The following is a 22,227-nucleotide window of genomic DNA, read 5'->3' on the forward strand; positions in this document are numbered from 1 at the left end:
GGCGGACGGCGTCGATTGTCCTTCTCTAGACGAGTGATTCCTAATGATCACGATGTGGTGGGCCAGCCACCGGACGCGAAGAGGGTGTCCAAGATCGTTGTGTGACGAACAACCTGGACACCCTCGTGATCGCACTGTACGTCAAGATCGACGACGACGCGGCCGGGATCGCCCGGCTGCCCGGACGGCCACCCAAGCTCAGCCATGCCGAGCTGCTCTGCCTGGCGGTCATGCAGGCCATGCTCGGGTTCACCTCCGAGGCCCGCTGGCTGCGTCACGTCCGCAGCCACCTGGGCCACCTGTTCCCCTTCGTCCCACAGCAACCCGGCTACAACAAGCGGCTGGCCGCGCCGTCCGCCCGTTCAACCGAAAAAGATCAGGCGTCCATACGGTGGCGGCGGCGGTGGGCCTTCTGGCGGCAGGCCTGGCCGCAGTACCGGGCCGGACGCCCCGTCCCCGCCGTCTGCAACGGGGCACCGCAGACCGCACACCCCTTAGTTTCGTTACTATTTTCGTTACGTGACGGATGTTTCGTTACGGGACCGTCCGGCGGGCGGAGCGCGTCGCCGACCAGCTCGATCATTCGCCCCGGGCGCCCCGCCGCCCGGCGCTGCCGTTCCATGACCAGGCATCCGCTCATGACGGCTCGCACGTCGGCCACGTCCACGTCGCCGCGCACGGCACCGGCCTGCTGGGCGCGGCGGAGCAGTGCGCCGAGGACGTCGTTGAAGTCAGAGTCGATGCAGCCGACTTTGAACCGGTCGATGCCCCCCTCGTCGGCCAGGGCCTCGCACAGCGCGTGGTTGAACATCGCCCGGTCGACGACGGCGGCGAAGAAGCCGAAGAACGCCGCGCCGGGATCAGCGGCGGTCAGCAGGGCGCGCGCATCCGTCACGATGCCGTTCAGCCGGTGGCTCACCACCTCCCAGAAGAGCGCCTCCTTCGTGGGGAAGTGCCGGTAGACCGTGCCGGCGCCGACGTTGGCGCGGCGGGCGATCTCGTCCAGCGGGACCAGCCTGCCCTCCTCGGCGAACGCCTCCTGCGCGGCCCGCAGGATCCGCTCGCGATTACGCCGGGCGTCAGCCCTCAGCCGCGTCCCCTCGTCAACGCCCACCTGACCGGTCACCTCCCAGACCCCCTTCACGACGTCCTGGAACCCGAAGACCCCCGCACGACCTGCCGCCGATCCCCAGCCTCCCAGAACTTCACGTCAAGGCGACACATTCCATGTCCTCACCCGAACGACGGACGGCGCCACCGGGCGATGGCGATCTTCGAAAGCCTGTATGCCGAATCGGTACGGGCGTGCCGTGACGGCGCCATGACCCGGCGCACCGGTGCCTGCCGTCCCAAGAAGCCCGCGTCGAGCAATCGTCGGAGGGGTACAGCAGGGGGCGGCCGACGACCAGCCGCGCACGGCCGGCAGCACAAGGGCCTTCAGCCAGGCGGCCAGGGCGTCGCCGGGATCGGCGGGCAGCGTGGAGGCCGTCATGACCTGTTGCGTCCGGTCCACCTTCAGCCAGGTGTACGCCGGACGTCGTGCCGGGCCGGGCGACCACGGGGCCCACCAAGTGACGTTCCCAGGCGCAGCACGCTGGACGACCATAACGCCGCCACACCGGCAACCACGGCGGGCTCGCCCACGAAGCCACAGCGCCGTGCGCACCGCCCGCGCGTTCACCTTCCGGCGGCTCGGCAGGGCCGACCGTCGACCCGCAGGGGGCACGACTACGTTGACAAGCGGGGCGAGCGTTCCGGTATGTTCCCTCTTAACCGGGCCGATCGTTCCGGATCATCGGACGTCACGGCTGGGCGACGAGACGAGGAGATGTGCGGGATGACGAATACGGCGGTGGTCGAGGCCCGGCGGCGGCTCGGCCGGGTCGGAGCGGGGCTGATGGTTCCGATCGCGCCGGCCGAGGAGTGGCGGCGGGCGGTCGGGCGCGTGGAGAAGGCCGGTTTCGGGTCGGTGTGGATCAATGAGGCGATCGGCGGGCGGGAGGCGTTCGCGCAGCTGGGGGTGCTGCTGGCGGCATCCGACCGGCTCGTCGCCGGAACCGGCATCGCCAACCTGTGGGCGCGCCACCCCGCGGCCATGCAGGGCGGCGCCGCGGTGCTGGCCGACGCCTATCCGGGGCGGGTGGTGCTCGGCGTCGGCGTCAGCCTGGGAGCCATCGTCGAGGGCAGCGGCCAGAAGTGGGACGCGCGGCCGCTGCGGCGCGTGCGCGAATACCTCGACGCCATGGACGCCTCCGCCGAGCAGGCGCCGAAGCCGGCGGTGCCCTTCCCCCGCCTGATCGCCGCGCTCGGCCCGAAGATGCTGGAGCTGGCCGCCGAACGCGCCGACGGCGCCATCACCGCCGCGCTGCCGGTCGAGCACACCCGCATGGCACGCGAGGTCCTCGGCCCGGACAAGCTGCTGGTCGTGGGGCAGGCCGTCGTCCTCGAGACCGATCCGGACAAGGCCCGCGCCATCGCCCGCCAGGTCACGAACCCGGGACTGCCCGAGTCCCCCTACGACAAGGCGCTCAGGCGGATGGGATACGGCGACGAGGACCTCGCCGACGGCGGAACGGACGAGCTCGTCGACAAGCGCGTCCCCTGGGGCACCCCGGACGCCATCGCGGCGAAGATCGCGGCGCACCTGGACGCCGGCGCCGACCACGTGTCCGTCTTCGCCCTCACCCCGGACCTGGAGGCCACGACCGATCAGCTGGAGGCGATCGCCCCCGCCCTGGTGAAGCTCGGTTAAGCCCGGCTGGGGCCCGGTCAGCGGGGGCGGACGACGCCCGTCTCGTAGGCGACGATGACGAGCTGGGCCCGGTCGCGCGCGTGCAGCTTGGCCAGCAGGTGCCCGATGTGGGTCTTGACGGTGGCCAGGCTGAGCCGCAGATGGTCGGCGATCTCGGCGTTGGACAGGCCGCGCGCGACCAGTTCCAGCACCTCCAGCTCGCGGGAGGTCACCCCGTCCAGCTCGCGGGCCACCGGGCGGGACGGTTCGGGGCGGCGGACGAACTCGGCGATCAGCCGCCGGGTGACGGTCGGGGCGAGCAGCGCCTCCCCCGCCGCGACGACGCGGACGGCCGCCAGCAGGTCGGCGGGCGGGGTGTCCTTGAGCAGGAATCCGCTGGCGCCCGCGCGCAGCGCCGCGTAGACGTAGGCGTCCAGGTCGAACGTGGTGAGGATGAGCACCCGCACGTCCGAGGTGGCGCAGATGCGGCGGGTGGCCTCGATGCCGTCCATCTCGGGCATCCGCACGTCCATCAGCACCACGTCGGGCCGTTCACGGGCCGCCAGGTCGACGGCCTCGGCGCCCGTCCCGGCCTCGCCGACGGCGACCAGGCCGGGCGCGGTGTCGACCAGCAGCCGGAAGCTGCCGCGCACCAGCGCCTGGTCGTCGGCGACCAGTACCCGGATGTCGGTCATCCGCCCCTCACGGTGTCGTACGGCAGGCGGGCCCGCACCGCGAAACCGCCCTCGGGGCGGGGCCCGGCGGTGAAGTCCCCGCCGTACATCATGGCGCGTTCGCGCATGCCGATCAGTCCGTGCCCGGCACCGGGCGCGGGGTCGGGCGGCAGCGTGCGCGCGCCGGGCCCGTCGTCGGTGACCTCGATGCGCACCTCGTGCCCGTCGGCCTCGACCAGAACGCGGCAGCGCGCCGGGGCGGCGTGCTTGACCACGTTCGTCAGCGCCTCCTGGACGATCCGGTACGCCGACAGCGCGACGCCTTCGGGCAGCTCCCCCACCCTCAGTTCCAGCTCGACGCGCACGCCCGCCAGCGCCGCGCGTTCCACCAGTCCCGCCAGTCCGGCCAGGCCCGGCGCGGGCGCCAGTTCGGCGTCGGCCGGACCGCCGGTGCGCAGCACCCCCAGCAGCTGGCGCATCTCGGCGAGGGCGCCGCGGCTGGCGGATTCGATGACGCGCAGCGCGTCGCGGGCTTCCTCGGGACGCTCCTCGGCGACGTGGTTGGCGACCCCCGCCTTGACGGCGATCAGGCTCATGCTGTGCGCGACGACGTCGTGCAGCTCGCGCGCGATCCGCAGCCGTTCCTCGGCGACCGCCTGATCGGCCAGCCGTGTCGCCGACTGCTCCGCCTGCGCGCGCCGTTCCCGCACGGCGCGTCCGAGCGTCCACGCCCCGCCGAGGACGGCCAGGGCGAGCAGGATGTCGAGGAGGCGTTCGGCGCGCCAGTCGCGGGGCCCGACGAGGGCGCCGGCGAACAGCGTCACGCCGCTGAACGCGCCGATCGCGGCGGTGGGGATCCAGCGGCGCCGTGGCTGGACGAGCGCGACCGCGTACAGCGCGTACGCGGCGGCGGCGAACGACAGGTTCGGCAGGTCGGCGGGCACGGAGACGATCGACAACGCCAGGACCAGCGCGAACACCGCGACGGGCCAGAGGCGGCGGACGGCGAGCGGCAGTCCCGTGCCGGCGATGACGAGCCATTCGGCCGGGCCGGGCAGCGCGGCGTCGTCAGGGGCGCGAGCGCCGGTCAGCCCCATCAGGAACAGCGTGTAAAGGACGGCGAACGCGGCGTCCATCGCGATGAGCTGACGGCGGTCCAGCCGTCTGGCCAACAGGGAACGCAACTCCGAATCCGCCACGTGCCGACCGTAACGGCGCCGACGCCCGATCGCCTCCGGCCACGGGATGTCATCCCTGGGTCTGACAAGCGCGCGCGAGGAGAGCCGCCGTCGCCCCCTGGTCGCAGGTGCGGTTTCGGCTCGTGCTCCGATGCCTCACCATGCCGTGACACGCGACCGTTGGCGGCATGATCGAAGTACGTGAGCTGACGAAACGCTACGGCCCCACCACGGCCGTGGACCGGCTGTCGTTCCAGGTCTCCCCCGGCACCGTGACGGGTTTCCTGGGGCCGAACGGCGCGGGCAAGTCCACGACCATGCGCGTGCTGCTCGGCCTGGCATCGCCCACCTCCGGCGCTGCGCTGGTCAACGGCAGACGCTACGCCGAGATGCGCCGTCCCCTGTGCGAGGTGGGGGCGCTCCTGGATGCGACGGCCGTGCACGGCGGCCGCACCGCCTACGACCACCTGCGCTGGCTGGCGCGCAGCAACGGCATAGGCACGCGCCGCGTGGCGGACGTGCTGGAACAGGTCGGTCTGGCCGGGGTGGCGCGCAAGCGCGCCGGCGGTTTCTCCCTGGGCATGAAGCAGCGGCTGGGCATCGCGGCGGCGTTGCTGGGCGACCCCGGCGTGCTGGTGCTGGACGAACCCGTCAACGGACTCGATCCGGACGGCGTGCGCTGGATCCGCGAACTGCTGCGCGCGCTCGCCGCCGAGGGACGGGCCGTGCTGGTCTCCAGCCATCTCATGAGCGAGATGGAGATGACCGCCGACCGTCTCGTCATCGTCGGCCGGGGACGCCTCATCGCCGACACCTCCGTCAAGGAACTGGCCGCGCGGTTCCAGCGCGGCGTCCTCGTCCGGTCCCCCCGGCAGGCCGAGCTCACCGGCGCGCTGGCGGCGGCGGGCGCGAGCGTGGACACGCTGCCCGACGGCGGGCTGTCGGTGAGCGGCCTGGACGTCGCCCACATCGGCGAGCTGGCCGCCGCGCGGGGAATCCCGCTGCACGAAGTGAGGCCGCGCGGCGCCTCCCTGGAAGAGGCGTACATGGAGCTGACCGGCGCGGACGTCGACTACCGCGCCGCCGGGAGGGCGCGGTCGTGAGCGGGGCGCTCGCCGCCGAGTGGATCAAGCTGCGGTCCGTCCGCTCCACGTACTACGTGTTCGCCGTGGTCGCCTCGACGCTGCTGCTGGCGGCGCTGATGGCGTGGAACGGCACCAACGCCTGGGACTCGGGGACGCCGGAGCAGCGCGCGGCCTGGCAGCGGGCACAGCCGCTGGAGACGATGTTCCTGCCGCTCGTGCAGTTGTGCGCGGCGGTGCTCGGCGCGATGGCGATCACCTCCGAGTACACGACCGGGATGATCCGCACCAGCCTGACGGCCGTGCCGTCCCGCCCCGCCGCGCTGGCGGCCAAGGCGGCGGCCGTGGCCGCGCCCTCGCTCGCCACCGGGCTCGCCGCGATGTTCGCCACGCACGGCATCGTGCGGCTGGTCATCGGCGACCGTCCCCTGGCCGACTACGACACGCCGTTCCTGGACTCGGTGCCACTGCTGCTGTCGCTGGGGGTGTCGGTGGGGGCCGTGGCGTTGGTGGGCCTGGGCGTGGGCACGGCGTTGCGCTCCACGGCCGGTGCCATCGTCACTGTCTGCGTGCTGCTGTTCGTGTTGCCCGTCCTGCCGGCGTTCCTGCCTTCCCCCTGGGACGAGCGTCTGGCCGGTGTGCTGCTGCCCAACCTCGCCATGCAGCTGGCGGGGGCGGCCGATGACCCGCTGCTGCCACCCATGGGGGCCTTCGCGGTCATGGCCGCGTACGTGATGGTCGCCCTGGGCTCCGGTGCCGTACTGCTTCTGAGGAGGGACGCATGACGAACACGACCCCCGGGTTCACCGCGGGCAGCGTCCTCGCGGCCGAATGGCTCAAGCTCCGCACGCTCCGCTCCACCTTCTGGACCCTGACGGCGGCGGTCGCGTTCGTCGGGCTGGCCGCCCTGCTCGCCTGGTACTCCGCCAACGTCTGGGACGACCTCACCCCGCAGCGACGGGAGCGGTTCGCGCTGTCCCCGCTGGCGGACCTGACGTCGTGGGCGGTGTCGCTGTGCATGGCCGTCCTGGGCGTGCTGGCCGCCACGTCCGAACACCGCACCGGCACGATCCGCGCGACGTACGCCGCCGTGCCGCGGCGCGGGATGGTGCTGGCGGCCAAGGCCGCCGTGGTGGGCGCGGTGGCGCTGGCCGCCGGGCAGGTCACGGTGTTCGGTACGTTCCTGGCGTCCTCGGCGATCATCGGCGACCGGCCGATCACCGGCCAGAACCTCGTCCTCGCCGACCAGGCGGCGCACCTGCTCGTCGTCGGCCTGTCGGTCGCGGTGTTCGCCCTGCTGGGCCTCGCCCTCGGCGTCCTGCTGCGCTCGACGGCCGGCGCCATCGTGATCGTCGTGCTGCTGTGGCACATCGTGCCGCTGCTGGTGGCCAACCTGCCCGCGCCCTGGGACGCACGGATCGGCTCGTTCATGCTCGCCGGCCTGCCCGAGCAGGTGGCCGAAGGGACCGGCACACCGTCCGTCTACGGCGACCTGCTGGCGCCGCCGGCGGCGCTGGCGGTGCTGCTGGCCTACGCGGCGGTGCCGCTGGCCGCCGCCGCGATCACGGCCGGTCGCCGCGACGCCTAGCCCGCGCGCAGGTGGGCCGTCCTGACGGACAGGCGCCTGCGCATCAGGTCGATCGCCTCGGCGAGGTCGGGGGCGGCGGCCTGGGCGCGCAGGCGCCTGCCGTCGATCTCCACGACGGCCTGGGCCAGCGCGGGCCGCGGCAGCGACGGGTCCTCGACCACGCTCAGGGTGACGCGCACGGACCGGACCCTCTCGCGCGTGCCGGCCAGCGCCTCGTGGACCGCGTCCGTGGCGGCCGCCCGTTCGGCCTCGCCCACCTTTCCCGAGGTCAGGAATGCTGGTGCCGGCAGTTCATGACGTGTCGCGTTCATGATCTCTCCCACTGTGCGGCGGTCAACGCCGAATGGTCGGATCGCCTCCATGAACAAGGACTTCGAAGCCCTTCCCGGAGTTCACCCGGCCAGGCGAGAGCTTCATCACGAGAGCCTCGTCACGAGACCCCTGTCACTCGGCCGGCGCCCCCCGGATACCGCCACGCGCCAGGCCGACCCGGTCCACCCGGGCGGCGGCGTGGGCGGCCGTGCGGGCGGGAGCCCGATCCGGGGACGCCGAAAAGATGAGATATGGAAATGAAGGTTTTCGGGTTCATCAGCGAGGAAAGCCGCGTACAGTTGAGGCCAACGGTTCGCACCAGTACTTGAGTGACGGCCGGGTGGTCTCGGCCACTCGCATGCTCCCATGCCGTCACGGCGGCGCAGCGACGCCGCGTGTTTTCGTGTGCATCCCACAAAACCCATCAGATCCTCTAGCATGGGGCGCGTATCTCCCGCCTGAGAGCGGGCCCGTCGACTGGCTGGTGAACCCTTGCCCCAGGATGCAGCTGCCCCCACTCCTCCTCCGGCCGAGGGTGACTCACCCGCCGGCCGGCTGATCGACTACCCGCGCCGCGGCGGTCCGACCGTGCTGCGCATCCTGCTCGGCGCGCAGCTGCGCCGGCTGCGGGAGGCTCGGGGGATCTCCACGGAGGAGGCCGGGTACGAGATCCGCGGCTCCCACTCCAAGATCAGCCGCATGGAGCTGGGCCGGGTCGGCTTCAAGGAGCGCGACGTCGCCGACCTGCTCACCCTCTACGGCGTCACCGACCCCGAGGAGCGCACCCCGCTGCTGGAGCTGGCGCGCGAGGCCAACACGCCGGGCTGGTGGCACCGCTACGGCGACGTGCTGCCCAACTGGTTCGAGCCCTACCTGGGGCTGGAGGAGGCGGCCTCGCTGATCCGCGCCTACGAGGTGCAGTTCGTGCCGGGGCTGCTGCAGTCGGAGGACTACGCCCGTTCGGTGGTGCTGCTCGGCCACTCCGACGCCGCCGAGGAGGAGGTCGAGCGCCGCGTGCAGGTGCGGCTCACGCGCCAGCAGCGGTTCACCGAGCCCGGCGCGCCCACGCTGTGGGCGGTGCTGGACGAGTCGGTGCTGCGCCGCCGCATCGGCAGCCGCGAGGTGATGCGCGGCCAGATCGAGCACCTCATCAAGATGTGCGAGCTGCCGAACGTCACGCTGCAGATCGTCCCATTCGGGGCGGGCGGGCACACTGCGGTGGGCGGCCCGTTCACGATCCTGCGGTTCGGCGAGCCCGGCCTGTCGGACGTGGTGTTCATCGAGCAGCTCACCAGCGCCCTCTACCTGGACAAGCCGACCGACGTCGACACCTACATGCGCACGATGAACAACCTGTGCGTGACGGCCCACCGCCCCGACGAGACGGCGACGTTCCTCACCAAGGTCCTGCGCGAGACCTGACGATCCCGGGGCGCCCGGCACCGCCAGGTCTCGGCGGTTTCCGGCGTCAGGAGCCTTCGTTCAGCACGGCCAGCTCGCGCCACTCGCGGGTCGTCAGGCCCTGCGGCTGCGCGGTGATGACCTGGATGGCGACGTGGTCGGCGCCCGCGTCGAAGTGCTCGGCGACCCGCCGCGCCGCCGTGTCGACGTCGCCCAGCGCGAAGACCGCGTCCAGCAGCCGGTCGCTGCCGCCGTCGGCGAAGTCCTCCTCGCCGAACCCCAGCCGCAGCAGATTGCCGGTGTAGTTGGGCAGCCGCAGGTACATCTCCAGGTGGCCGCGGGCGGCGGCGCGGGCACGGGACAGGTCGTCGTCCAGCACCACCTTGACCTCGGGCGCCAGCACGGGGCCGGGGCCCAAGATCTCGCGCGCGTTGCGGGTGTGCTCCGCCGTGACCAGGTACGGGTGGGCGCCCGCCGCGCGGTCCCGGGACGCGGCCAGCATCCGCGGGCCGAGCGCCGCCAGCACCCGCTGCGAGGCGGGCGATCCGGCCGCGTCCAGCCGGTCCAGGTAGTCGATCATCTTGGTGTACGGCCGCTGGTACTTGTCCCCGATCAGGGGTCCGTGGCTGGCGCCCAGGCCCAGTACGAACCGGCCCGGGTAGTCCTTGGCGAGCAGGGACTGCTCCTCGGCCACCCGCTCGGGCTCGTACTCCCAGATGTTGAGGATGCCCGTGGCCACCACCAGGCGGGACGTGGTCTCCAGCAGCGGCCTGGCGTGGTTCACCCCCGGGTTGCCGCCCAGCCAGACGGCACCGTATCCGAGTTCCTCCAGTTCGGCCGCGGCCTCCGCGATCCGCGGACGCGCCGCGGGATCGTCCGACCGCAGCCCGATGCTCCAGATGCCCACCCGGCCGAGTTCCATGGCCACCTCCATACCGTCACGGCTTCGCTCATGGCGCGTTCGGTCGCGACAACCGCGGCGCCGCCGGCCGTATTTCACCGCCGTGGTGCTCCGGCGGCGTCAGCTCCCCGGCCCGTCCGGCTCCGCCTCGGCGATCACGCTTTCGTTCCTGCTGCGGCTACTACCCCGGAACTCGGCGATGACGACCCCATCGCCCATCCGGCGCACGGTGACGTCGTAGACGCCGTTGCGGCCGTAGCGGACGCGTTCGTCCGCCACCGCCTCCAGCACGTCGCCGGCGCGGGCGGGCGCCACGAAGGTCACGTCGGCGGCCGCCGCGACGGTGACCGCTCCGTGGGTGTTGCAGGCATAGGCGAACGCCGTGTCGGCGAGCAGGAACACATAGCCGCCGTGGGCGATGCCGAACCCGTTGACCATCACGTCGGTGACGGTCATCCGCACCCGCGCCCGCCCCGGCGCGACTTCGGTGATCTCCATGCCGAGGTGCCGTGTCGCCTCGTCCCGTTCGTACATCGCCTTGGCGCATCGCCGCGCCCTGTCCGCCGCCTCGCTCACCCGCCCAGCGTATTGTTCCGTGCCGGCCGGGTAAGGATCTTCGGCGATCACCGCGATGTCCCGGCTCCGAGCCGCCGCGTCCGGCTGCGCGGTACGGCTCGGCGGTGCGCGGGCCAACGCCGACCGAGAGGGGTTTCATGCTGTACGGCAAGGAGCACGTCAAGCGGTACCAGGAGACCGACGGGGCCGAAGGGCACGACTGGCAGGGCACCGTGACCCTGCTGCTCACCACCAAGGGTCGCCGCACGGGCCGCGAGTACACCACGCCGCTCATCTACCAGAAGGTGGGGGACGACTACGTCATCGTCGCGTCCAAGGGCGGCGCGCCCGAGCACCCGGAGTGGTACCTGAACCTGCAGGCCGACCCGGAGGTGAAGGTGCAGGTCAAGGGCGACAAGTTCACGGCGCGGGCGCGGACCGCCACCGCCGAGGAGAAGCCCGGGCTGTGGCGGACGATGGTCGCCGCCTGGCCCGACTACGACGAGTACAAGCGCAAGACCGACCGCGACATCCCCGTGGTGGTCCTCGAACGCCGCTGAGATACCACCGGGCGGCGCCGGGCGCGCCGGGCCGTGCGCCGGGGCGCACCGCGCCGCCGGTTCCGCTTCCACCGCACCGGGCGGACGTGTAGCGTCGGTACGTGAACATCCGTTCGAGGGCCACCGAGGTGCTGGGGTGCCGACGTCACAGAGCGCTTGCGACACCGAGCTTCCACCGCGGCTGCTGAAGCGCTGGCCGATCGGCGCGCCCGCCGGGGCGCCGACACCGGTGGCCGAGCGGCCCGGCCGCCGGTGCTGGCGGGTGGACACCGCCGACGGGGCGTACCTGCTCACCGGGTACACCGGCGTCGACCGGCGCGCGGTGCTGTTCCAGCACGCGGTCACGACCGAGCTGGACGCGGCGGGGCTCCCCGTCCTGGCGCCGGTGCCCGCGCGCGGCGGCCGCACGCTCGTCACCTCGGCCGGAACGGCGTACGCGCTGCATCCGTGGGTGGCGGGGCGGCGGCGCGGCGGGCTGGAGCTGACGTTCGTCCAGTGCGAGCGGCTCGGCGAGCTGCTGGGCGCCCTGCACGCCGAGCTCGACCGGCTGACCCCGCCGGTCCAGCAGAGCATGCTGGTCCCCACGCCGCGCGCCGCCGACGCGATCGACGCCGTCGACCGGATGCTGGACGCGCTGCCCGGCGACGGCACCGACTTCGACGCGCTCACCGCCCGCCGCCTGCATGAGCGTCGCGAGCTGCTCGCCGAGTTCGCCGACCACCAGCCCCCCGAGATCGAGGTGTGCACGGTGGGGCACCTGCACGGGGCGTTCCACGCCGGGAACCTGCGCTACGGCGGGTCGGGCAACGTGACGGCCGTGCTGGGCTGGGACGCACTCACCACCGGACCGGTCGCCGGTGAGGTGGTGCGCGCCGCCGCGTCCCTGTTCGCCTCCGACGACGAGCCCGGCCTCGACCTGGACCGGGTGCGCGCGTTCGTCCGCGGTCACCGCGCGGCGTTCCCCCTGGACGCGGGGCAGATCCAGTCAGCGGTGCACCGGGTGTGGTGGGAGCGCCTGTGCGACGTGGCGCCGCTGCGGCAGCGCTACCTGGGCGACGACCGTCCCGGCGACCGCGCCCCCGCGGGTCCGGCCGGGCTGGTCACCTGGTGGTCCGCGCACCTGGAGCGCACCCTCGACCTGTTCGCCGCCCCCTACACCGACATTTCCGACGAGGCTCCCGCCTACGGCTGATCCGAGCCCTCCGCCCCTTACTTGACTGATCGTTACAGAAAATCCTAGGGTTGGCGGCATGGGGCGTACCCGGGAGTTCGACGTGGACGCGGCCGTCGCCGACGCCATGGAGCTGTTCTGGCGGCGGGGCTATGCGGCGACCTCCATCCAGGATCTGGTGGCGGCCACCGGCATCGGCCGGGGATCGCTGTACGCGGCGTTCGGCAGCAAGGACGGACTGTACGAGGCGGCGCTGCGGCGCTACGCCGAAGAGTCGCTGGCGCGCATGCGGGAGCGGCTGGAGCGCGACGAGCCGGTCCGCGTGGTGCTGCGCGACCTGCTGCTCGAGCTGGTGGACGACACGGTCGCCGACCCGGCCCGGCGCGGCTGCCTGATGACCAACACCGCCGTGGAGCGCCTGCCGGGCGACCCGCTGGCGGGACGCGTCGTCGGCCGCGCGTTCGACCTGCTGGCCGAGCTGGTGGCGGCGGCGCTGCGGCGCGGCCGCGAGCGCGGCGAGCTGCCGCCGGACGCCGACGTGACGGCGCTGGCCGACTTCCTGGTCACCACCATCCAGGGCCTGCGCGTGCAGGGAAAGGCCGGTGCCGACCGGCGGCGCCTGGCCGCCGTGGTCGACACCGCCGTGGGCGCTCTGCCGGCCGCCCCCGCCAACTAATCGGAACGATCGGTCAAGAATTTCTGGGAGAGCGTCATGTCTTCTGTCGCCGTGCTGGGCACCGGGATCATGGGAGCGGCGATGGCCCGCAACCTGGCGAGGGCGGGCCTGGACGTGCGGGTGTGGAACCGCACCCGTGCGCGCGCCGAGCCGCTGGCCGCGGACGGCGCGACCGTCGCCGACTCCCCCGCGCGGGCGGTCGACGGCGCCGACGTCGTCATCACGATGCTCAGCGACGGGGAGGCGGTGCGCTCGGCCATGTCCGACGCCGCGTCCGCGCTGCGGCCCGGCCAGGTGTGGGCGCAGATGAGCACCGTCGGCGTGGGCGCGTTGCGGCCTCTCGCCGACCTGGCCGCCGAGCACGGCGTCACGTTCGTCGACGCGCCCGTGCAGGGCACGAGGCAGCCCGCCGAGCAGGGCAAGCTGGTCATCCTCGCGGCCGGCCCGGAGGAGGCGCGCGCGGCGCTGGAGCCGGTGTTCGGCGCGGTGGGACAGAAGACGCTGTGGCTGGACGAGGACGGCGCGGGCGGCGCCGGCACCCGGCTGAAGATGGCGACCGTCAGCTACGGCATCTCGCTGACGTCGGTGCTGGCCGAGGTCCTCGCCCTGGTCAAGGCGCTCGGCCTGGACCCGGCGCTGTTCGGCGAGGTCGTCACGGGCGGCCCCGTGGACAGCCCGTACCTGCAGGCCAAGATGAAGGCCATCCTGGCGGGCGACTTCACGCCCAGCTTCACCGTGGGCAACGCCGAGAAGGACACCCGTCTCATCAGCGAGGCCGCCGCCTCGGCGGGCGTCCGGGTGGACATGAACGAGGCCGCGGGCGAGCGGTTCCGCCGCGCCAAGGCCAAGGGCCACGCCGACGACGACATGGCCGGCGGCTACTTCGCCAGCTTCCCGGACTGAGCGGCTTCGGACGCGTTCAGTCCAGGTAGGACGCGCGTGCCGGGGCGGCGGGCTGGGCGGTGGCGGCGCCGGCCAGGTGGGTCGTGCCGCCGCCGACGACACGGAACCCGTGCTGGCCGTTCGGCCGCCACAGTTCCGTGACAGCGCAGTTGGGGATGTCGCACGCGCCCTGGAACCGCCGGTAGGAGCGCATGGCGGCGGCATCGGGGTCGGTGACGCCGGAGAACAGCGTCCAGATCACCGCGCGCATGAAGATGCCGTGGGTGAACACCGTGATGAGTCCGTCCTCGGGGCGTTCGGCGAGGCGGTCCAGGAACGCGCGGGCGCGCGTGATCAGTTCCCGGAACGACTCGCCGTCGCCGCCGCTGACGTGCGCGGGGTCGCAGCGCTCCCAGTACGCCCGGGCGAACGGCTGCCGCTGCTCGGCGGTGGTCCGGTGGGCGTGCAGGGCGCCGAGGTAGGTGAACTCCTGGACGGGCCACTCCTCGTACGGCACGTCCGGGAAGCGGTCGAGGGTGGCCTGGGCGGTCTGCCGCGCGCGGACGAACGGCGAGCTGACGACGAGGTCGGGCGGCGCGGTGAACGCCGCCGCCATGCGCGCCGCCTGCTCACGCCCCAGTGCGGTCAGCGGGGCGGCGCCCGGTCCGTTCGTCGGGAGCCCGGCGTTGGACTCGCTCTGCCCGTGCCGGATCAGCCACACCGGCCGCACCCTCGTGTCGATCATGTCGTCCACCCTGGCACGCGGCGTCCGCGTCGGGAAGGCCCCGGCACCTCCTGGTGATCGTTATCGTGGGGGCTCTCCGACGACCACGACCGCCGCGCCCGGCCCCCGCGCGGCCCGCCCCCCAGGAGGACGCGTGCCCCTTCCGGCGACATCGGACCCGGCGCACGACTACTGGAACCACAACACGCACTACCACGGCGTGGTGCTGAGCTCGGTGCCGCGCGGCTGCGGCGCGGCCCTCGACGTGGGGTGCGGCGACGGCCTGCTGGTGCGGCGGCTGGCGCCGCGCGCCGAGCACGTCATCGGTCTCGACGCGTCCGCCGAGATGGTCGCCAGGGCGCGGGAGCTGAGCGAGGGCGTGGGCAACGTCGAGTTCGTCGAGGCCGACTTCCTGGAGTACGACGTGCCGCGCGAGCACTTCGACTTCGTCTGCAGCGTCGCGGCGATCCACCACATGGACTTCACGGCGGCCCTGAGCGCCATGCGCGACGCGCTGCGCCCCGGCGGGAGCCTGGTGGTCATCAGCGTGGCCGGCAACGGCGAGCTGACGGACCTGCTGTACGACGCCGTGGCCGTGCCGACGCACTACTTCCACCGGTGGCGCAACCGGCGCCGCGCCGGGAACCCGGGCGCGCCGGTCGCCGACCCCGACATGACGTGGGCCGAGGTGCGGGACGAGGCGCTGCGGGTGCTGCCCGGCGCGCGATTCCGCAGGCACGCGCTGTGGCGCTACTCGATCATCTGGCGCAGGCCCCGCTGACGCTCCCCCGACGCCACAGCCGACACTCCAATCACTGGAAAACACTGGAACTGTCGGGAAGCTGCGTTAGTCTCACCCGCATGCCGACGTCACCCGACGCGCTCACGCCCGAGGCGCTGGAGGAGCGCATCGCCGAGCTGCGCGCCGCGGTCCGGCGCGCCATGGCGGCCGGTGACCGCGGGCAGGCCCGCACGCTGCGCGCCGAGCTGCGCGGCGCCGAACGCGCCTGGGACGAGGCGGTGCTCGGTGACGGCGGCGATCCCGCCGACGAGCGCCCCCGGACGGGCGGCGGCGCCGAACGCGGGCTGCTGCCGGTGCGCGACCAGGTCCACCAGGCCCTGACGCTGCTCGGCGTGCCCGCCGCGCCCAAGCTGATCGGGTCGGTGTACGCGGCGTTCTTCCCCGGCGAGATCCCGGGCACGCGGCTGACCAGCCTGCGCCGCGACGAGGAACGCTCGTTCCGCGCCGCCCCGTACGCCCGGCCGTACTACCTGTGCGCCGGGCTCACCGCCGACCTGCTCGCCGCGGCGCGCGGCCTGGTGACGGTGAGCACGTGGCCGCTGGAGCAGCGGATCGTCGGGCCGCTCAGCCCGCGCACCGACTTCCTCACCGCGGCGATGCGCGTCGCCGAGCACGCCGGGCGCGGCGACGCGGCGTCGTCGCCGGAGGTGCGGCGGCTGCTGTGGCGGTTCGCGGCCAACATCCCCGGCGCGGCCGACGTGCCGGCGACGGGGACGGTCGGCGTCGTCGACCCGGCGGTGCTGGCCGAGGCGGCGCGGGCCGAACTCGACGTCCACGAGGCGGCCGACCGCGACCAGCGCAGGCAGGCCGCCGAACGCGCCCGCGCGCAGCTCGACGAGGCCGAGCTGCTGTTCGGCACCCGCCTGCGGGCGATGCGCACCGCCGCGTCCGCCGTCGGCGGCGTCCCACCGGGCGCCCCGGCTCCCGCGGTGCCGCGCCAGCGCCGGGCCGGCACCACCGCCTCACGCAAGAGCACCGCCGCCGCGTCCCGCAAGAAGACGCCCAAGCGCCGCTCGTCCGCGCCGGCCCCGGCCGCCAAGCGCGGCAGGGCGGCGACGGTGCCGTCCGGCGGCCCGGGCGGCGAGGCGGCACCCCGCACCTCCCGTCGGACGAGCGACCCGGCCCCGCCGCGGCGCCGTCCGGACGGCGCCAGCAACGGAGACGACCGATGACCGACACCGCACTCGACCTCGACCGGTTGCGCGGCGGCGCGCAACCGCGCAACCACGACGCCCGCACCATCGCCGCGCTGACGGCCAACCCCGGCTGCGCGCGGCGCGGCGTGATGGACGCGGCGGGGGTGGACAAGGACGCCGTCGCCCGCGCGCTGGGCTTCCCCGCGCAGTTCGGCCAGTCGCAGTTCGCCATCACGCGCGGCAACGCGTTCGAGGCGCAGGTGAAGGCCGACGGCTGCGCCGAGCTGCTCACCCTGCTGCGCGACCGCCTCGGCCTGGAGGTGCCCGAGGTCGCCTACGACGACCTCGAGGTGGTCGGCGGCAACGAGGGCCGCGAGCTGCGCTACACGCGCACCCGGCGGCTGCTGGCGCGCGCGCTGGAGTCGGGCGAGGGCACGCTGTTCGACCATCCGCTGCTGCGGCTGGACATCGCGGGGCAGCCCGCCTACCTGGAGCCCGACGTCATCGCCTTCCAGCTGGAAGGACGCTTCCACGTCATCGAGATCAAGTCGTTCGCGGTGATCGACGGGCAGGCCGAGCCCGACCAGGTGGCCGCCGCCGCCCGCCAGTCCGCGGTGTACGTGCTGGCGCTGCGCCGCCTGCTGGCCGAGCTGGGCGCGCCCGCCGACCGGGTGTCGCACGAGGTGTTCCTGGTGTGCCCGGAGAACTTCTCCAACCGTCCGACCGCGTCGCCGCTGGACGTGCGGCCGCAGCTGGCGGTGCTGGAGCGGCAGCTGGCGCGGCTCACCCGCGTCGACCGCATCCTGGAGACGCTGCCGGACGACCTGACGTTCACGCCCGGCGACACGCTGCCCGAGGCGGTGCGCGCGGTGGCGGCCCGCTACGCGCCCGAGTGCATGTCTACCTGCGAGATGGCGTTCTTCTGCCGGGACGAGGCGCGCGCGTGCGGCTCGACGGGGGCGCTGGGCCGGTCGGTGCGCGACGACCTGGGCGGCGTCGACTCGGTCGGCACCGCGCTGGCGCTGGCGAACGGCACGATCGAGCCGTCGCCCGATCTGGCCGAGACCGCCGCGCAGCTGCGCACCGCCGCCCGCCTGCGCCGCGAGGCCCTGGACGGTGCCGCGTGACCCGCGCCCCGCGAACGCCGGTGGAGGGGCACCGGTAATGAGGGAGCCGGAGGGGCGCGGCGTCGCCTGGACTGACGAGCGAGGGACGAGTGAGGAGGGAAGGCGGCGCCTTCTCGGCGCCCCGGAGGCGAGCGGGGGGCAGGCATGAGGGAGCCGGAGGGGCGCGGCGTCGCCTGGACTGACGAGCGGGCGAGCGGGGGGCAGGGTTGAGTGCGCTGACGTCGCTGGCGCAGCTGGAGGCGGTGGCCACGGGCCGGGCGCAGCCGCTGGCCACGGTGCGGCACTGCCATCTGGCCGAGGCGCCGCTGGTGATGGTGCCGCTGAAGCTGGCCGGTGAGGCGGCCGCGCCGCTGGCGGTGATGCTCGGCACGCGCCCGTCCGACCCGACGCTGCTGGTGGTGCCGCAGCCGCGCAACCGCGACCTGCGGTTCGCGTTCGCCGCCGACCTGGCCAAGGTGGTGCTCGACCACGTGGAAGCGAGCCGCGGGTCGGTGGAGCAGCTGCCGCCGGGACGCGACGGCGAGGAGAAGACCCGCTACAGCGACGCGCCGCAGCTGCTGGTGCCCAACCGGGGCGGGGTGGCGTTCCTGCGGATGCTGGGGCGTTCCACGCGGTTCCGGCGCACCGAGGGCCCGTACGCGGTGGACGCGGCGGTCCCGGCGCTGGGCCGGTGGCTGACCTGGTTCACCGAACGCCACGACCACCCGGGCAGCTCGCTGCTGCTGGCGATGACCGAGGTGCTGCGGCTGCACTGGGCGACGGGGCAGAGTTCGCTGGAGGACGGCAACCTGGCGGCGCTGCTGGGCTGGATCGACCCGCCGGACGGCATGGACGGTCCCGCGGCGGCGGCGCTCGCCGAGGACCCGGTGACGTGTCCCCCGGCCGGTCCGGCGACCGACCCCACGTTCGACAACGAGGTGCTGGCCCCGGCCATCGCCGCCTACAACGACCGGGCGCCGCAGGCGGAGGAGAGGATCCGCGCGGCGCTGGAGAGCCAGCTGACCCCGACCTGGGATCTGATGTGGCGGGGGATGCGGTTGCTGCGCGAACTGCCGGAGGGCGCCAGCGTGCCCGCCCGCTGGGAACGCGACCGCGACGCGTTCACCTACTACCACCAGACGTTCGGCGAGGCGTATCCGCAGGCCCGCCGCGACCCGCCGGTGCGGGCGGCGCGGCGGCTGCACGACCTGGAACGCGCCCAGGAGAGCTACGACGCGCAGCGCGCGTTCGACGATCCGCTGGTGATGGCCGAGCACCGGCTGGCGGGCCAGGCGTTCGGCGGCGTGGTCACCGAGTGCGACCCGACCCGGCTGGACGAGACGGGCAAGCGGCCCCGGCTGCGGCCGTACCTGCGCGTCGGCACCGAGGACCCGGTGCGGCTGGAGCCCGGCACGACGGTGTGCAGCGCCGACCGTCCCGCGCTCAAGGGCCGCGTGGTGGAGCTGGACGCGGGCGGTGTGCTGCTGGAGCTGACCGGCGGGATGGGCCGCAAGCTGACGCCCGAACCCGGGACGATCCCGCAGGTCGGCGACCGGGTGTGCTTCACCTCGCGGGTCGCCGACTCCTGGGGCGCGGCCCGGTTCCCCGACCGGGAGGAGACGCCGTGGACCCACGGCGGCCCGCCCGAGGACTACGTGCCCACCGACGAGGACGCCGCGGAGGAGTGGTCATGACGGACCGTACGGTCATGACGGGCGCACGCCCGTCCGCTGCGGGCCCGCTGCGCCTGGTGCGCGGGCCGCAGGACGAGCCCGAACCCTCGGTCGCGGCGGCCCGGGTCGTGGACGCGGTGCTGGCCGACCTGGCGGGCGAGCACCGGGGCGTGGTGGTCGACTCCCCGCCCGGCGCGGGCAAGTCGACGCTGGTGGTGCGGGCCGCGGCGCACCTGGCCGAGGCCGGGGAACGGCTGATGATCGTCGCGCAGACCAACGAGCAGGTCGACGACCTCATCGACCGCATCGCCGTCAGGCATCCGGCGCTGGGCATCGGGCGGCTGTCGGCGTCGACCTACGCGCCGTCGGAGCGGGTCACCGCGCATCCCTCGGTGCGGGTCGCACAGAAGGCCGACGACCTGGCCGACCGCGACATCGTGATCGCGACGGCGGCCAAGTGGGCGACGCTGGCGGACGGGTCGTGGCCGTGGGCGATCGTGGACGAGGCGTACCAGATGCGCTCGGACATGCTGCTGCGCATCGCCGGCCGGTTCGAGCGAGCGCTGTTCGTCGGCGACCCCGGGCAGCTCGACCCGTTCTCCACCGTGGAGGTGGAACGGTGGGCGGGGCTGACCTGGGACCCGCTGCGCAGCGCCGTGGCGGTGCTGCTGGCGCACAACCCCGACCTTCCGGTGCACCGGCTGCCGGTGTCGTGGCGGCTGCCCGCGTCGGCGGCGCCGCTGGTGTCGGAGGCGTTCTACCCGTTCACCGGGTTCCGTTCGGGCACCGGTCCGGACGACCGGCGGCTGGAGTTCGGCGCGCGCGGCATGGGCACCACCTACGACCGGGCGCTGGAGGAGGCCGCGGCCACCGGCTGGGCGCTGTACGAGCTGCCCGCCCGGCACACGCTGCGCACCGACGCCGAGGCGGTGCGGGCGACGGCGGCGCTGGCGGTGCGGCTGCTGCAGCGCGGCCCGGTCGCCCACTCCGAGCTGGGCACCAAGCAGGTGAGCGCGGACCGCGTGGCGATCGGCGCGGCGCACCGCGACCAGGTCGCCGCGATCCGCGCGGCGCTCGGCTCGCTGGGCGCGGGCATCACCGTCGACACCGCCAACCGGCTGCAGGGCCGCGAGTACGACGTGACGGTCGTGCTGCACCCGCTGTCGGGCCGCCGCGACGCCACCGCGTTCCACCTGGAGTCGGGGCGGCTGTGCGTGCTGACCTCGCGGCACCGGCACGCGTGCGTGGTGGTCGCCCGCGCCGGGATTCCCGAGCTGCTGGACGCCCATCCGTCCACCGAGCCGGTGCATCTGGGCGTGCCGGTGAAGTTCCCGGACGGGTGGGAGGCCAACCAGTCGGTGCTTGCGCACCTGGCCGCCCACCGCGTCCCCGCCGACGCCTGAGGCCCGTCGCGCCGCGTGCCACGGGGCGCCCGCTGCGGCCGCGTGCCTACGGGGTTCCGGCGGTGGCGGCCCAGCGGCCGTTGTGCCGGGAGATCGTCACGGGGTGCTCGAAGCACGCGCTGACCAGCTCGGTGGTGAGCACCTCGTCGGCCGGGCCGGCGGCCAGCACCCGGCCCTCGTTGAGCAGCAGGGCGTGGCTGGTGCTGGTGGGCAGCTCCTCCAGGTGGTGGGTGACCAGCACGGTCGTCAGGTCGCGGCGCCGCTGCCGCAGTTCGTCCAGGCTGGCCAGCAGGCGTTCGCGGGCGGCCAGGTCCAGGCCGGTGGCGGGCTCGTCGAGCAGCAGCAGCGGCGGGTCGGGCATCAGCGCCCGCGCGATGAGGGTGCGGCCGCGCTCGCCCTGCGACAGGTGGGGCCAGCGGGCGTCGGCGCGGCGGGCCAGGCCCATCAGCTCGATCAGCTCGTCGGCGCGGGCCCGCTCGTCGTCGGTGGGCGTCCAGCGCGGCACCAGCTCGATCGTGCCGGTCACGCCGGTCAGGACGATCTCGCGGACGGTGCGCGCCGACTGCAGCGGGTGCCGCGGGTTGACCTGCCCGATGAGGGCGCGCAGCTCGTGCACGTTGACCCGGCCGAGCCGGTGCCCGAGGATCTCGGCGGTGCCGCGCGTGGGGTGGGTGTAGGCGCCGAGGATGCCGAGCAGCGTGCTCTTTCCCGCGCCGTTGGGTCCGAGGAGGGCCCAGTGCTCGCCGGTGAGCACCGTCATCGTCACCTGGTCCAGCAGTGTCCGGCCGTCGCGGACCAGGTCCACCTTGTCGGCGTTGAGGACGACGTCGGTGCGGGCGGGAACGAGTGACACGGAACCTCCTCGGTCGGGCTCGGGCGTGGAAACCGGCGCGGAGAGCCGGATGCGGCGGCCGGAGGGAAGGGGACGGGGGCTGCCGGGATCACCGGAGCGCACCAGGGAGGATCATCAAGGTACCCGACGGTGCGCGCCCCCGCCCGCGGGGCACCCCGGATCCCGGTGCCCGCCCCGGCGGACGAGCACGGCCGCGGCCGGATACTGTGAGAGCCGGTGCCCAGCGAACCGGGGAGGGACATGGAGGACATCGGCTTCATGTGCGCCCGCTGCGGCGGCGAGGTGCATGACGTGACGCACAACCGCGAGGGCACGCTGGACGGCGTCGGCTACCGCCACAACCGGCGGGTGGAGCCGTGGGACCACGAGCTGGAACTGGCCGTGGGCGCCCCCGAGCAGCGCGACCGCATGTGCGACTTCTGCGGCTGCTCCGGCCCGCGCTGGCTGTACTACCCCACCCTGGACCCCGACGACACCGACATCTTCGAGGTCGAGCTGGACACCACCCACCTGTCGGACGACGACACGGCGGTGGCCGTGCTCAACATGCTCTACCCCTGGTACGCGTGCGACACGTGCTCGGTGCTGGTCGCCGATCGCAACGTCGAGCAGCTGATCGCCCGGGCGCTGGAGCGCACCCCCGTCCCCGAGGACGGTCCGGTGGACGAGGCGACGGTGCGCGCCCGGCTCACCGGGTCGCTGTCGGTGTTCTTCACCACCCGGCCGGGTCGTCCCCAGCCGTCCCGCGCCCTGTGACCGCGCCGTCGTTCTGACGGGAACGGTTGACGCGCTCCCATGCGAAAAGGTCTCGGGAACGCG

The 22,227-nt window shown here is 73.9% G+C and carries 24 protein-coding genes; 15 read left to right on the plus strand and 9 right to left on the minus strand.

Annotated features, from left to right (window positions below):
- Positions 1-47: 47 nt before the first annotated feature.
- Together ABZ801_RS24465 and ABZ801_RS24470 are read right to left on the minus strand one after the other, a co-directional pair.
- The gene (locus tag ABZ801_RS24465) at positions 48-299 is read right to left on the minus strand and encodes a hypothetical protein (protein WP_360701693.1); all 252 of its coding nucleotides are present in this window, start codon (positions 297-299) and stop codon (positions 48-50) included.
- 77 nt (positions 300-376) lie between these two features.
- Positions 377-1,114: a helix-turn-helix domain-containing protein gene (locus ABZ801_RS24470; RefSeq protein WP_360701696.1), complete on the minus strand. Its 738-nt coding sequence runs from the start codon at positions 1,112-1,114 to the stop codon at positions 377-379.
- 723 nt (positions 1,115-1,837) lie between these two features.
- Here ABZ801_RS24470 and ABZ801_RS24475 point away from each other — a divergent pair.
- Positions 1,838-2,752, plus strand: coding sequence for a TIGR03620 family F420-dependent LLM class oxidoreductase (locus tag ABZ801_RS24475; RefSeq protein WP_360701698.1), 915 nt, complete (start codon positions 1,838-1,840; stop codon positions 2,750-2,752).
- A 17-nt stretch (positions 2,753-2,769) separates the two neighbouring features.
- Here the strand turns inward: ABZ801_RS24475 and ABZ801_RS24480 are convergent, their stop codons facing one another.
- Positions 2,770-3,426, minus strand: coding sequence for a response regulator transcription factor (locus ABZ801_RS24480; RefSeq protein ID WP_344946472.1), 657 nt, complete (start codon positions 3,424-3,426; stop codon positions 2,770-2,772).
- Positions 3,423-4,604, minus strand: coding sequence for a sensor histidine kinase (locus ABZ801_RS24485; protein ID WP_360701702.1), 1,182 nt, complete (start codon positions 4,602-4,604; stop codon positions 3,423-3,425). The genes ABZ801_RS24480 and ABZ801_RS24485 overlap by 4 nt, the downstream gene beginning before the upstream one ends.
- A gap of 167 nt (positions 4,605-4,771) precedes the next feature.
- Here ABZ801_RS24485 and ABZ801_RS24490 point away from each other — a divergent pair, with 167 nt between their 5' ends.
- From ABZ801_RS24490 to ABZ801_RS24500, 3 genes are read left to right on the plus strand one after another with little or no spacing between them, the layout of a single operon-like run.
- Positions 4,772-5,686, plus strand: coding sequence for an ATP-binding cassette domain-containing protein (locus ABZ801_RS24490; RefSeq protein WP_360701705.1), 915 nt, complete (start codon positions 4,772-4,774; stop codon positions 5,684-5,686).
- Positions 5,683-6,450, plus strand: a complete 768-nt coding sequence (locus ABZ801_RS24495) for an ABC transporter permease (RefSeq protein WP_360701708.1) — start codon at positions 5,683-5,685, stop codon at positions 6,448-6,450. The genes ABZ801_RS24490 and ABZ801_RS24495 overlap by 4 nt, the downstream gene beginning before the upstream one ends.
- Positions 6,447-7,253 (plus strand): ABC transporter permease, encoded by an 807-nt coding sequence (locus tag ABZ801_RS24500; protein ID WP_360701710.1) that lies wholly within the window; start codon positions 6,447-6,449, stop codon positions 7,251-7,253. Before ABZ801_RS24495 ends, ABZ801_RS24500 begins: the two co-directional genes overlap by 4 nt.
- Here ABZ801_RS24500 and ABZ801_RS24505 read toward each other — a convergent pair.
- Positions 7,250-7,564, minus strand: a complete 315-nt coding sequence (locus ABZ801_RS24505) for a hypothetical protein (protein WP_360701712.1) — start codon at positions 7,562-7,564, stop codon at positions 7,250-7,252. The two genes, ABZ801_RS24500 and ABZ801_RS24505, sit on opposite strands and share 4 nt — an antisense overlap.
- Positions 7,565-8,120: 556 nt before the next feature.
- On the opposite strand from ABZ801_RS24505, the gene ABZ801_RS24510 reads away from it, so the two are divergent.
- Complete coding sequence (locus ABZ801_RS24510) at positions 8,121-8,987, plus strand: helix-turn-helix transcriptional regulator (RefSeq protein ID WP_360701911.1); 867 nt, start codon at positions 8,121-8,123, stop codon at positions 8,985-8,987.
- Between the two features lie 46 nt (positions 8,988-9,033).
- Here ABZ801_RS24510 and ABZ801_RS24515 read toward each other — a convergent pair whose 3' ends face one another.
- Complete coding sequence (locus tag ABZ801_RS24515) at positions 9,034-9,888, minus strand: LLM class F420-dependent oxidoreductase (RefSeq protein WP_360701715.1); 855 nt, start codon at positions 9,886-9,888, stop codon at positions 9,034-9,036.
- 99 nt (positions 9,889-9,987) lie between these two features.
- Positions 9,988-10,401 (minus strand): hydroxyphenylacetyl-CoA thioesterase PaaI, encoded by a 414-nt coding sequence (paaI, locus tag ABZ801_RS24520; protein ID WP_360701914.1) that lies wholly within the window; start codon positions 10,399-10,401, stop codon positions 9,988-9,990.
- A 179-nt stretch (positions 10,402-10,580) separates the two neighbouring features.
- Here paaI and ABZ801_RS24525 point away from each other — a divergent pair, with 179 nt between their 5' ends.
- The 4 genes from ABZ801_RS24525 (at position 10,581) to ABZ801_RS24540 (ending at position 13,732) form a co-directional block, all read left to right on the plus strand.
- Positions 10,581-10,982 (plus strand): nitroreductase family deazaflavin-dependent oxidoreductase, encoded by a 402-nt coding sequence (locus tag ABZ801_RS24525; protein ID WP_344959152.1) that lies wholly within the window; start codon positions 10,581-10,583, stop codon positions 10,980-10,982.
- A 136-nt stretch (positions 10,983-11,118) separates the two neighbouring features.
- Positions 11,119-12,174: a phosphotransferase gene (locus ABZ801_RS24530; RefSeq protein ID WP_360701717.1), complete on the plus strand. Its 1,056-nt coding sequence runs from the start codon at positions 11,119-11,121 to the stop codon at positions 12,172-12,174.
- 58 nt (positions 12,175-12,232) lie between these two features.
- Positions 12,233-12,829, plus strand: a complete 597-nt coding sequence (locus ABZ801_RS24535) for a helix-turn-helix domain-containing protein (protein ID WP_360701719.1) — start codon at positions 12,233-12,235, stop codon at positions 12,827-12,829.
- A gap of 36 nt (positions 12,830-12,865) precedes the next feature.
- A complete protein-coding gene (locus ABZ801_RS24540; protein WP_360701722.1) occupies positions 12,866-13,732 on the plus strand; it encodes an NAD(P)-dependent oxidoreductase in 867 nt (288 codons plus the stop codon).
- A gap of 16 nt (positions 13,733-13,748) precedes the next feature.
- On the opposite strand, the gene ABZ801_RS24545 is transcribed toward ABZ801_RS24540, so the two are convergent.
- Positions 13,749-14,456 (minus strand): histidine phosphatase family protein, encoded by a 708-nt coding sequence (locus tag ABZ801_RS24545; RefSeq protein ID WP_360701725.1) that lies wholly within the window; start codon positions 14,454-14,456, stop codon positions 13,749-13,751.
- Between the two features lie 133 nt (positions 14,457-14,589).
- Here ABZ801_RS24545 and ABZ801_RS24550 point away from each other — a divergent pair, with 133 nt between their 5' ends.
- The 5 genes from ABZ801_RS24550 to ABZ801_RS24570 all read left to right on the plus strand — a co-directional run bounded on the left by ABZ801_RS24550 (position 14,590) and on the right by ABZ801_RS24570 (position 20,555).
- Positions 14,590-15,216 (plus strand): class I SAM-dependent methyltransferase, encoded by a 627-nt coding sequence (locus ABZ801_RS24550; RefSeq protein ID WP_360701728.1) that lies wholly within the window; start codon positions 14,590-14,592, stop codon positions 15,214-15,216.
- Positions 15,217-15,296: 80 nt separating this feature from the next.
- Complete coding sequence (locus tag ABZ801_RS24555; protein ID WP_360701731.1) at positions 15,297-16,409, plus strand: hypothetical protein; 1,113 nt, start codon at positions 15,297-15,299, stop codon at positions 16,407-16,409.
- A complete protein-coding gene (locus ABZ801_RS24560) occupies positions 16,406-17,500 on the plus strand; it encodes a hypothetical protein (protein ID WP_360701734.1) in 1,095 nt (364 codons plus the stop codon). The genes ABZ801_RS24555 and ABZ801_RS24560 overlap by 4 nt, the downstream gene beginning before the upstream one ends.
- A gap of 206 nt (positions 17,501-17,706) precedes the next feature.
- Positions 17,707-19,173 (plus strand): hypothetical protein, encoded by a 1,467-nt coding sequence (locus ABZ801_RS24565; protein WP_360701737.1) that lies wholly within the window; start codon positions 17,707-17,709, stop codon positions 19,171-19,173.
- Positions 19,170-20,555 (plus strand): AAA family ATPase, encoded by a 1,386-nt coding sequence (locus ABZ801_RS24570; RefSeq protein ID WP_360701740.1) that lies wholly within the window; start codon positions 19,170-19,172, stop codon positions 20,553-20,555. The genes ABZ801_RS24565 and ABZ801_RS24570 overlap by 4 nt, the downstream gene beginning before the upstream one ends.
- 46 nt (positions 20,556-20,601) lie before the next feature.
- Here ABZ801_RS24570 and ABZ801_RS24575 read toward each other — a convergent pair whose 3' ends face one another.
- Complete coding sequence (locus ABZ801_RS24575) at positions 20,602-21,408, minus strand: ATP-binding cassette domain-containing protein (protein WP_344959172.1); 807 nt, start codon at positions 21,406-21,408, stop codon at positions 20,602-20,604.
- Between the two features lie 240 nt (positions 21,409-21,648).
- Here ABZ801_RS24575 and ABZ801_RS24580 point away from each other — a divergent pair, with 240 nt between their 5' ends.
- On the plus strand, positions 21,649-22,164 hold the full coding sequence (locus ABZ801_RS24580) for a hypothetical protein (RefSeq protein WP_360701743.1): 516 nt from the start codon (positions 21,649-21,651) through the stop codon (positions 22,162-22,164).
- Positions 22,165-22,227 lie beyond the last annotated feature (63 nt).

Source organism: Actinomadura sp. NPDC047616 (assembly GCF_040642915.1).
GTDB classification, from domain to species: domain Bacteria; phylum Actinomycetota; class Actinomycetes; order Streptosporangiales; family Streptosporangiaceae; genus Spirillospora; species Spirillospora miaoliensis.

Excerpts from the sequence above, each read along its gene's own strand:
- ABZ801_RS24540 (WP_360701722.1), top strand. The coding sequence starts at position 12,866 with ATGTCTTCTGTCGCCGTGCTGGGCACCGGGATCATGGGAGCGGCGATG.
- ABZ801_RS24515 (WP_360701715.1), bottom strand. The coding sequence starts at position 9,888 with ATGGAACTCGGCCGGGTGGGCATCTGGAGCATCGGGCTGCGGTCGGAC.
- ABZ801_RS24475 (WP_360701698.1), top strand. The coding sequence starts at position 1,838 with ATGACGAATACGGCGGTGGTCGAGGCCCGGCGGCGGCTCGGCCGGGTC.
- ABZ801_RS24570 (WP_360701740.1), top strand. The coding sequence starts at position 19,170 with ATGACGGACCGTACGGTCATGACGGGCGCACGCCCGTCCGCTGCGGGC.
- ABZ801_RS24535 (WP_360701719.1), top strand. The coding sequence starts at position 12,233 with ATGGGGCGTACCCGGGAGTTCGACGTGGACGCGGCCGTCGCCGACGCC.
- ABZ801_RS24490 (WP_360701705.1), top strand. The coding sequence starts at position 4,772 with ATGATCGAAGTACGTGAGCTGACGAAACGCTACGGCCCCACCACGGCC.
- ABZ801_RS24500 (WP_360701710.1), top strand. The coding sequence starts at position 6,447 with ATGACGAACACGACCCCCGGGTTCACCGCGGGCAGCGTCCTCGCGGCC.
- ABZ801_RS24555 (WP_360701731.1), top strand. The coding sequence starts at position 15,297 with ATGCCGACGTCACCCGACGCGCTCACGCCCGAGGCGCTGGAGGAGCGC.
- ABZ801_RS24480 (WP_344946472.1), bottom strand. The coding sequence starts at position 3,426 with ATGACCGACATCCGGGTACTGGTCGCCGACGACCAGGCGCTGGTGCGC.
- ABZ801_RS24545 (WP_360701725.1), bottom strand. The coding sequence starts at position 14,456 with ATGATCGACACGAGGGTGCGGCCGGTGTGGCTGATCCGGCACGGGCAG.
- ABZ801_RS24525 (WP_344959152.1), top strand. The coding sequence starts at position 10,581 with ATGCTGTACGGCAAGGAGCACGTCAAGCGGTACCAGGAGACCGACGGG.
- ABZ801_RS24560 (WP_360701734.1), top strand. The coding sequence starts at position 16,406 with ATGACCGACACCGCACTCGACCTCGACCGGTTGCGCGGCGGCGCGCAA.
- paaI (WP_360701914.1), bottom strand. The coding sequence starts at position 10,401 with ATGTACGAACGGGACGAGGCGACACGGCACCTCGGCATGGAGATCACC.
- ABZ801_RS24505 (WP_360701712.1), bottom strand. The coding sequence starts at position 7,564 with ATGAACGCGACACGTCATGAACTGCCGGCACCAGCATTCCTGACCTCG.
- ABZ801_RS24580 (WP_360701743.1), top strand. The coding sequence starts at position 21,649 with ATGGAGGACATCGGCTTCATGTGCGCCCGCTGCGGCGGCGAGGTGCAT.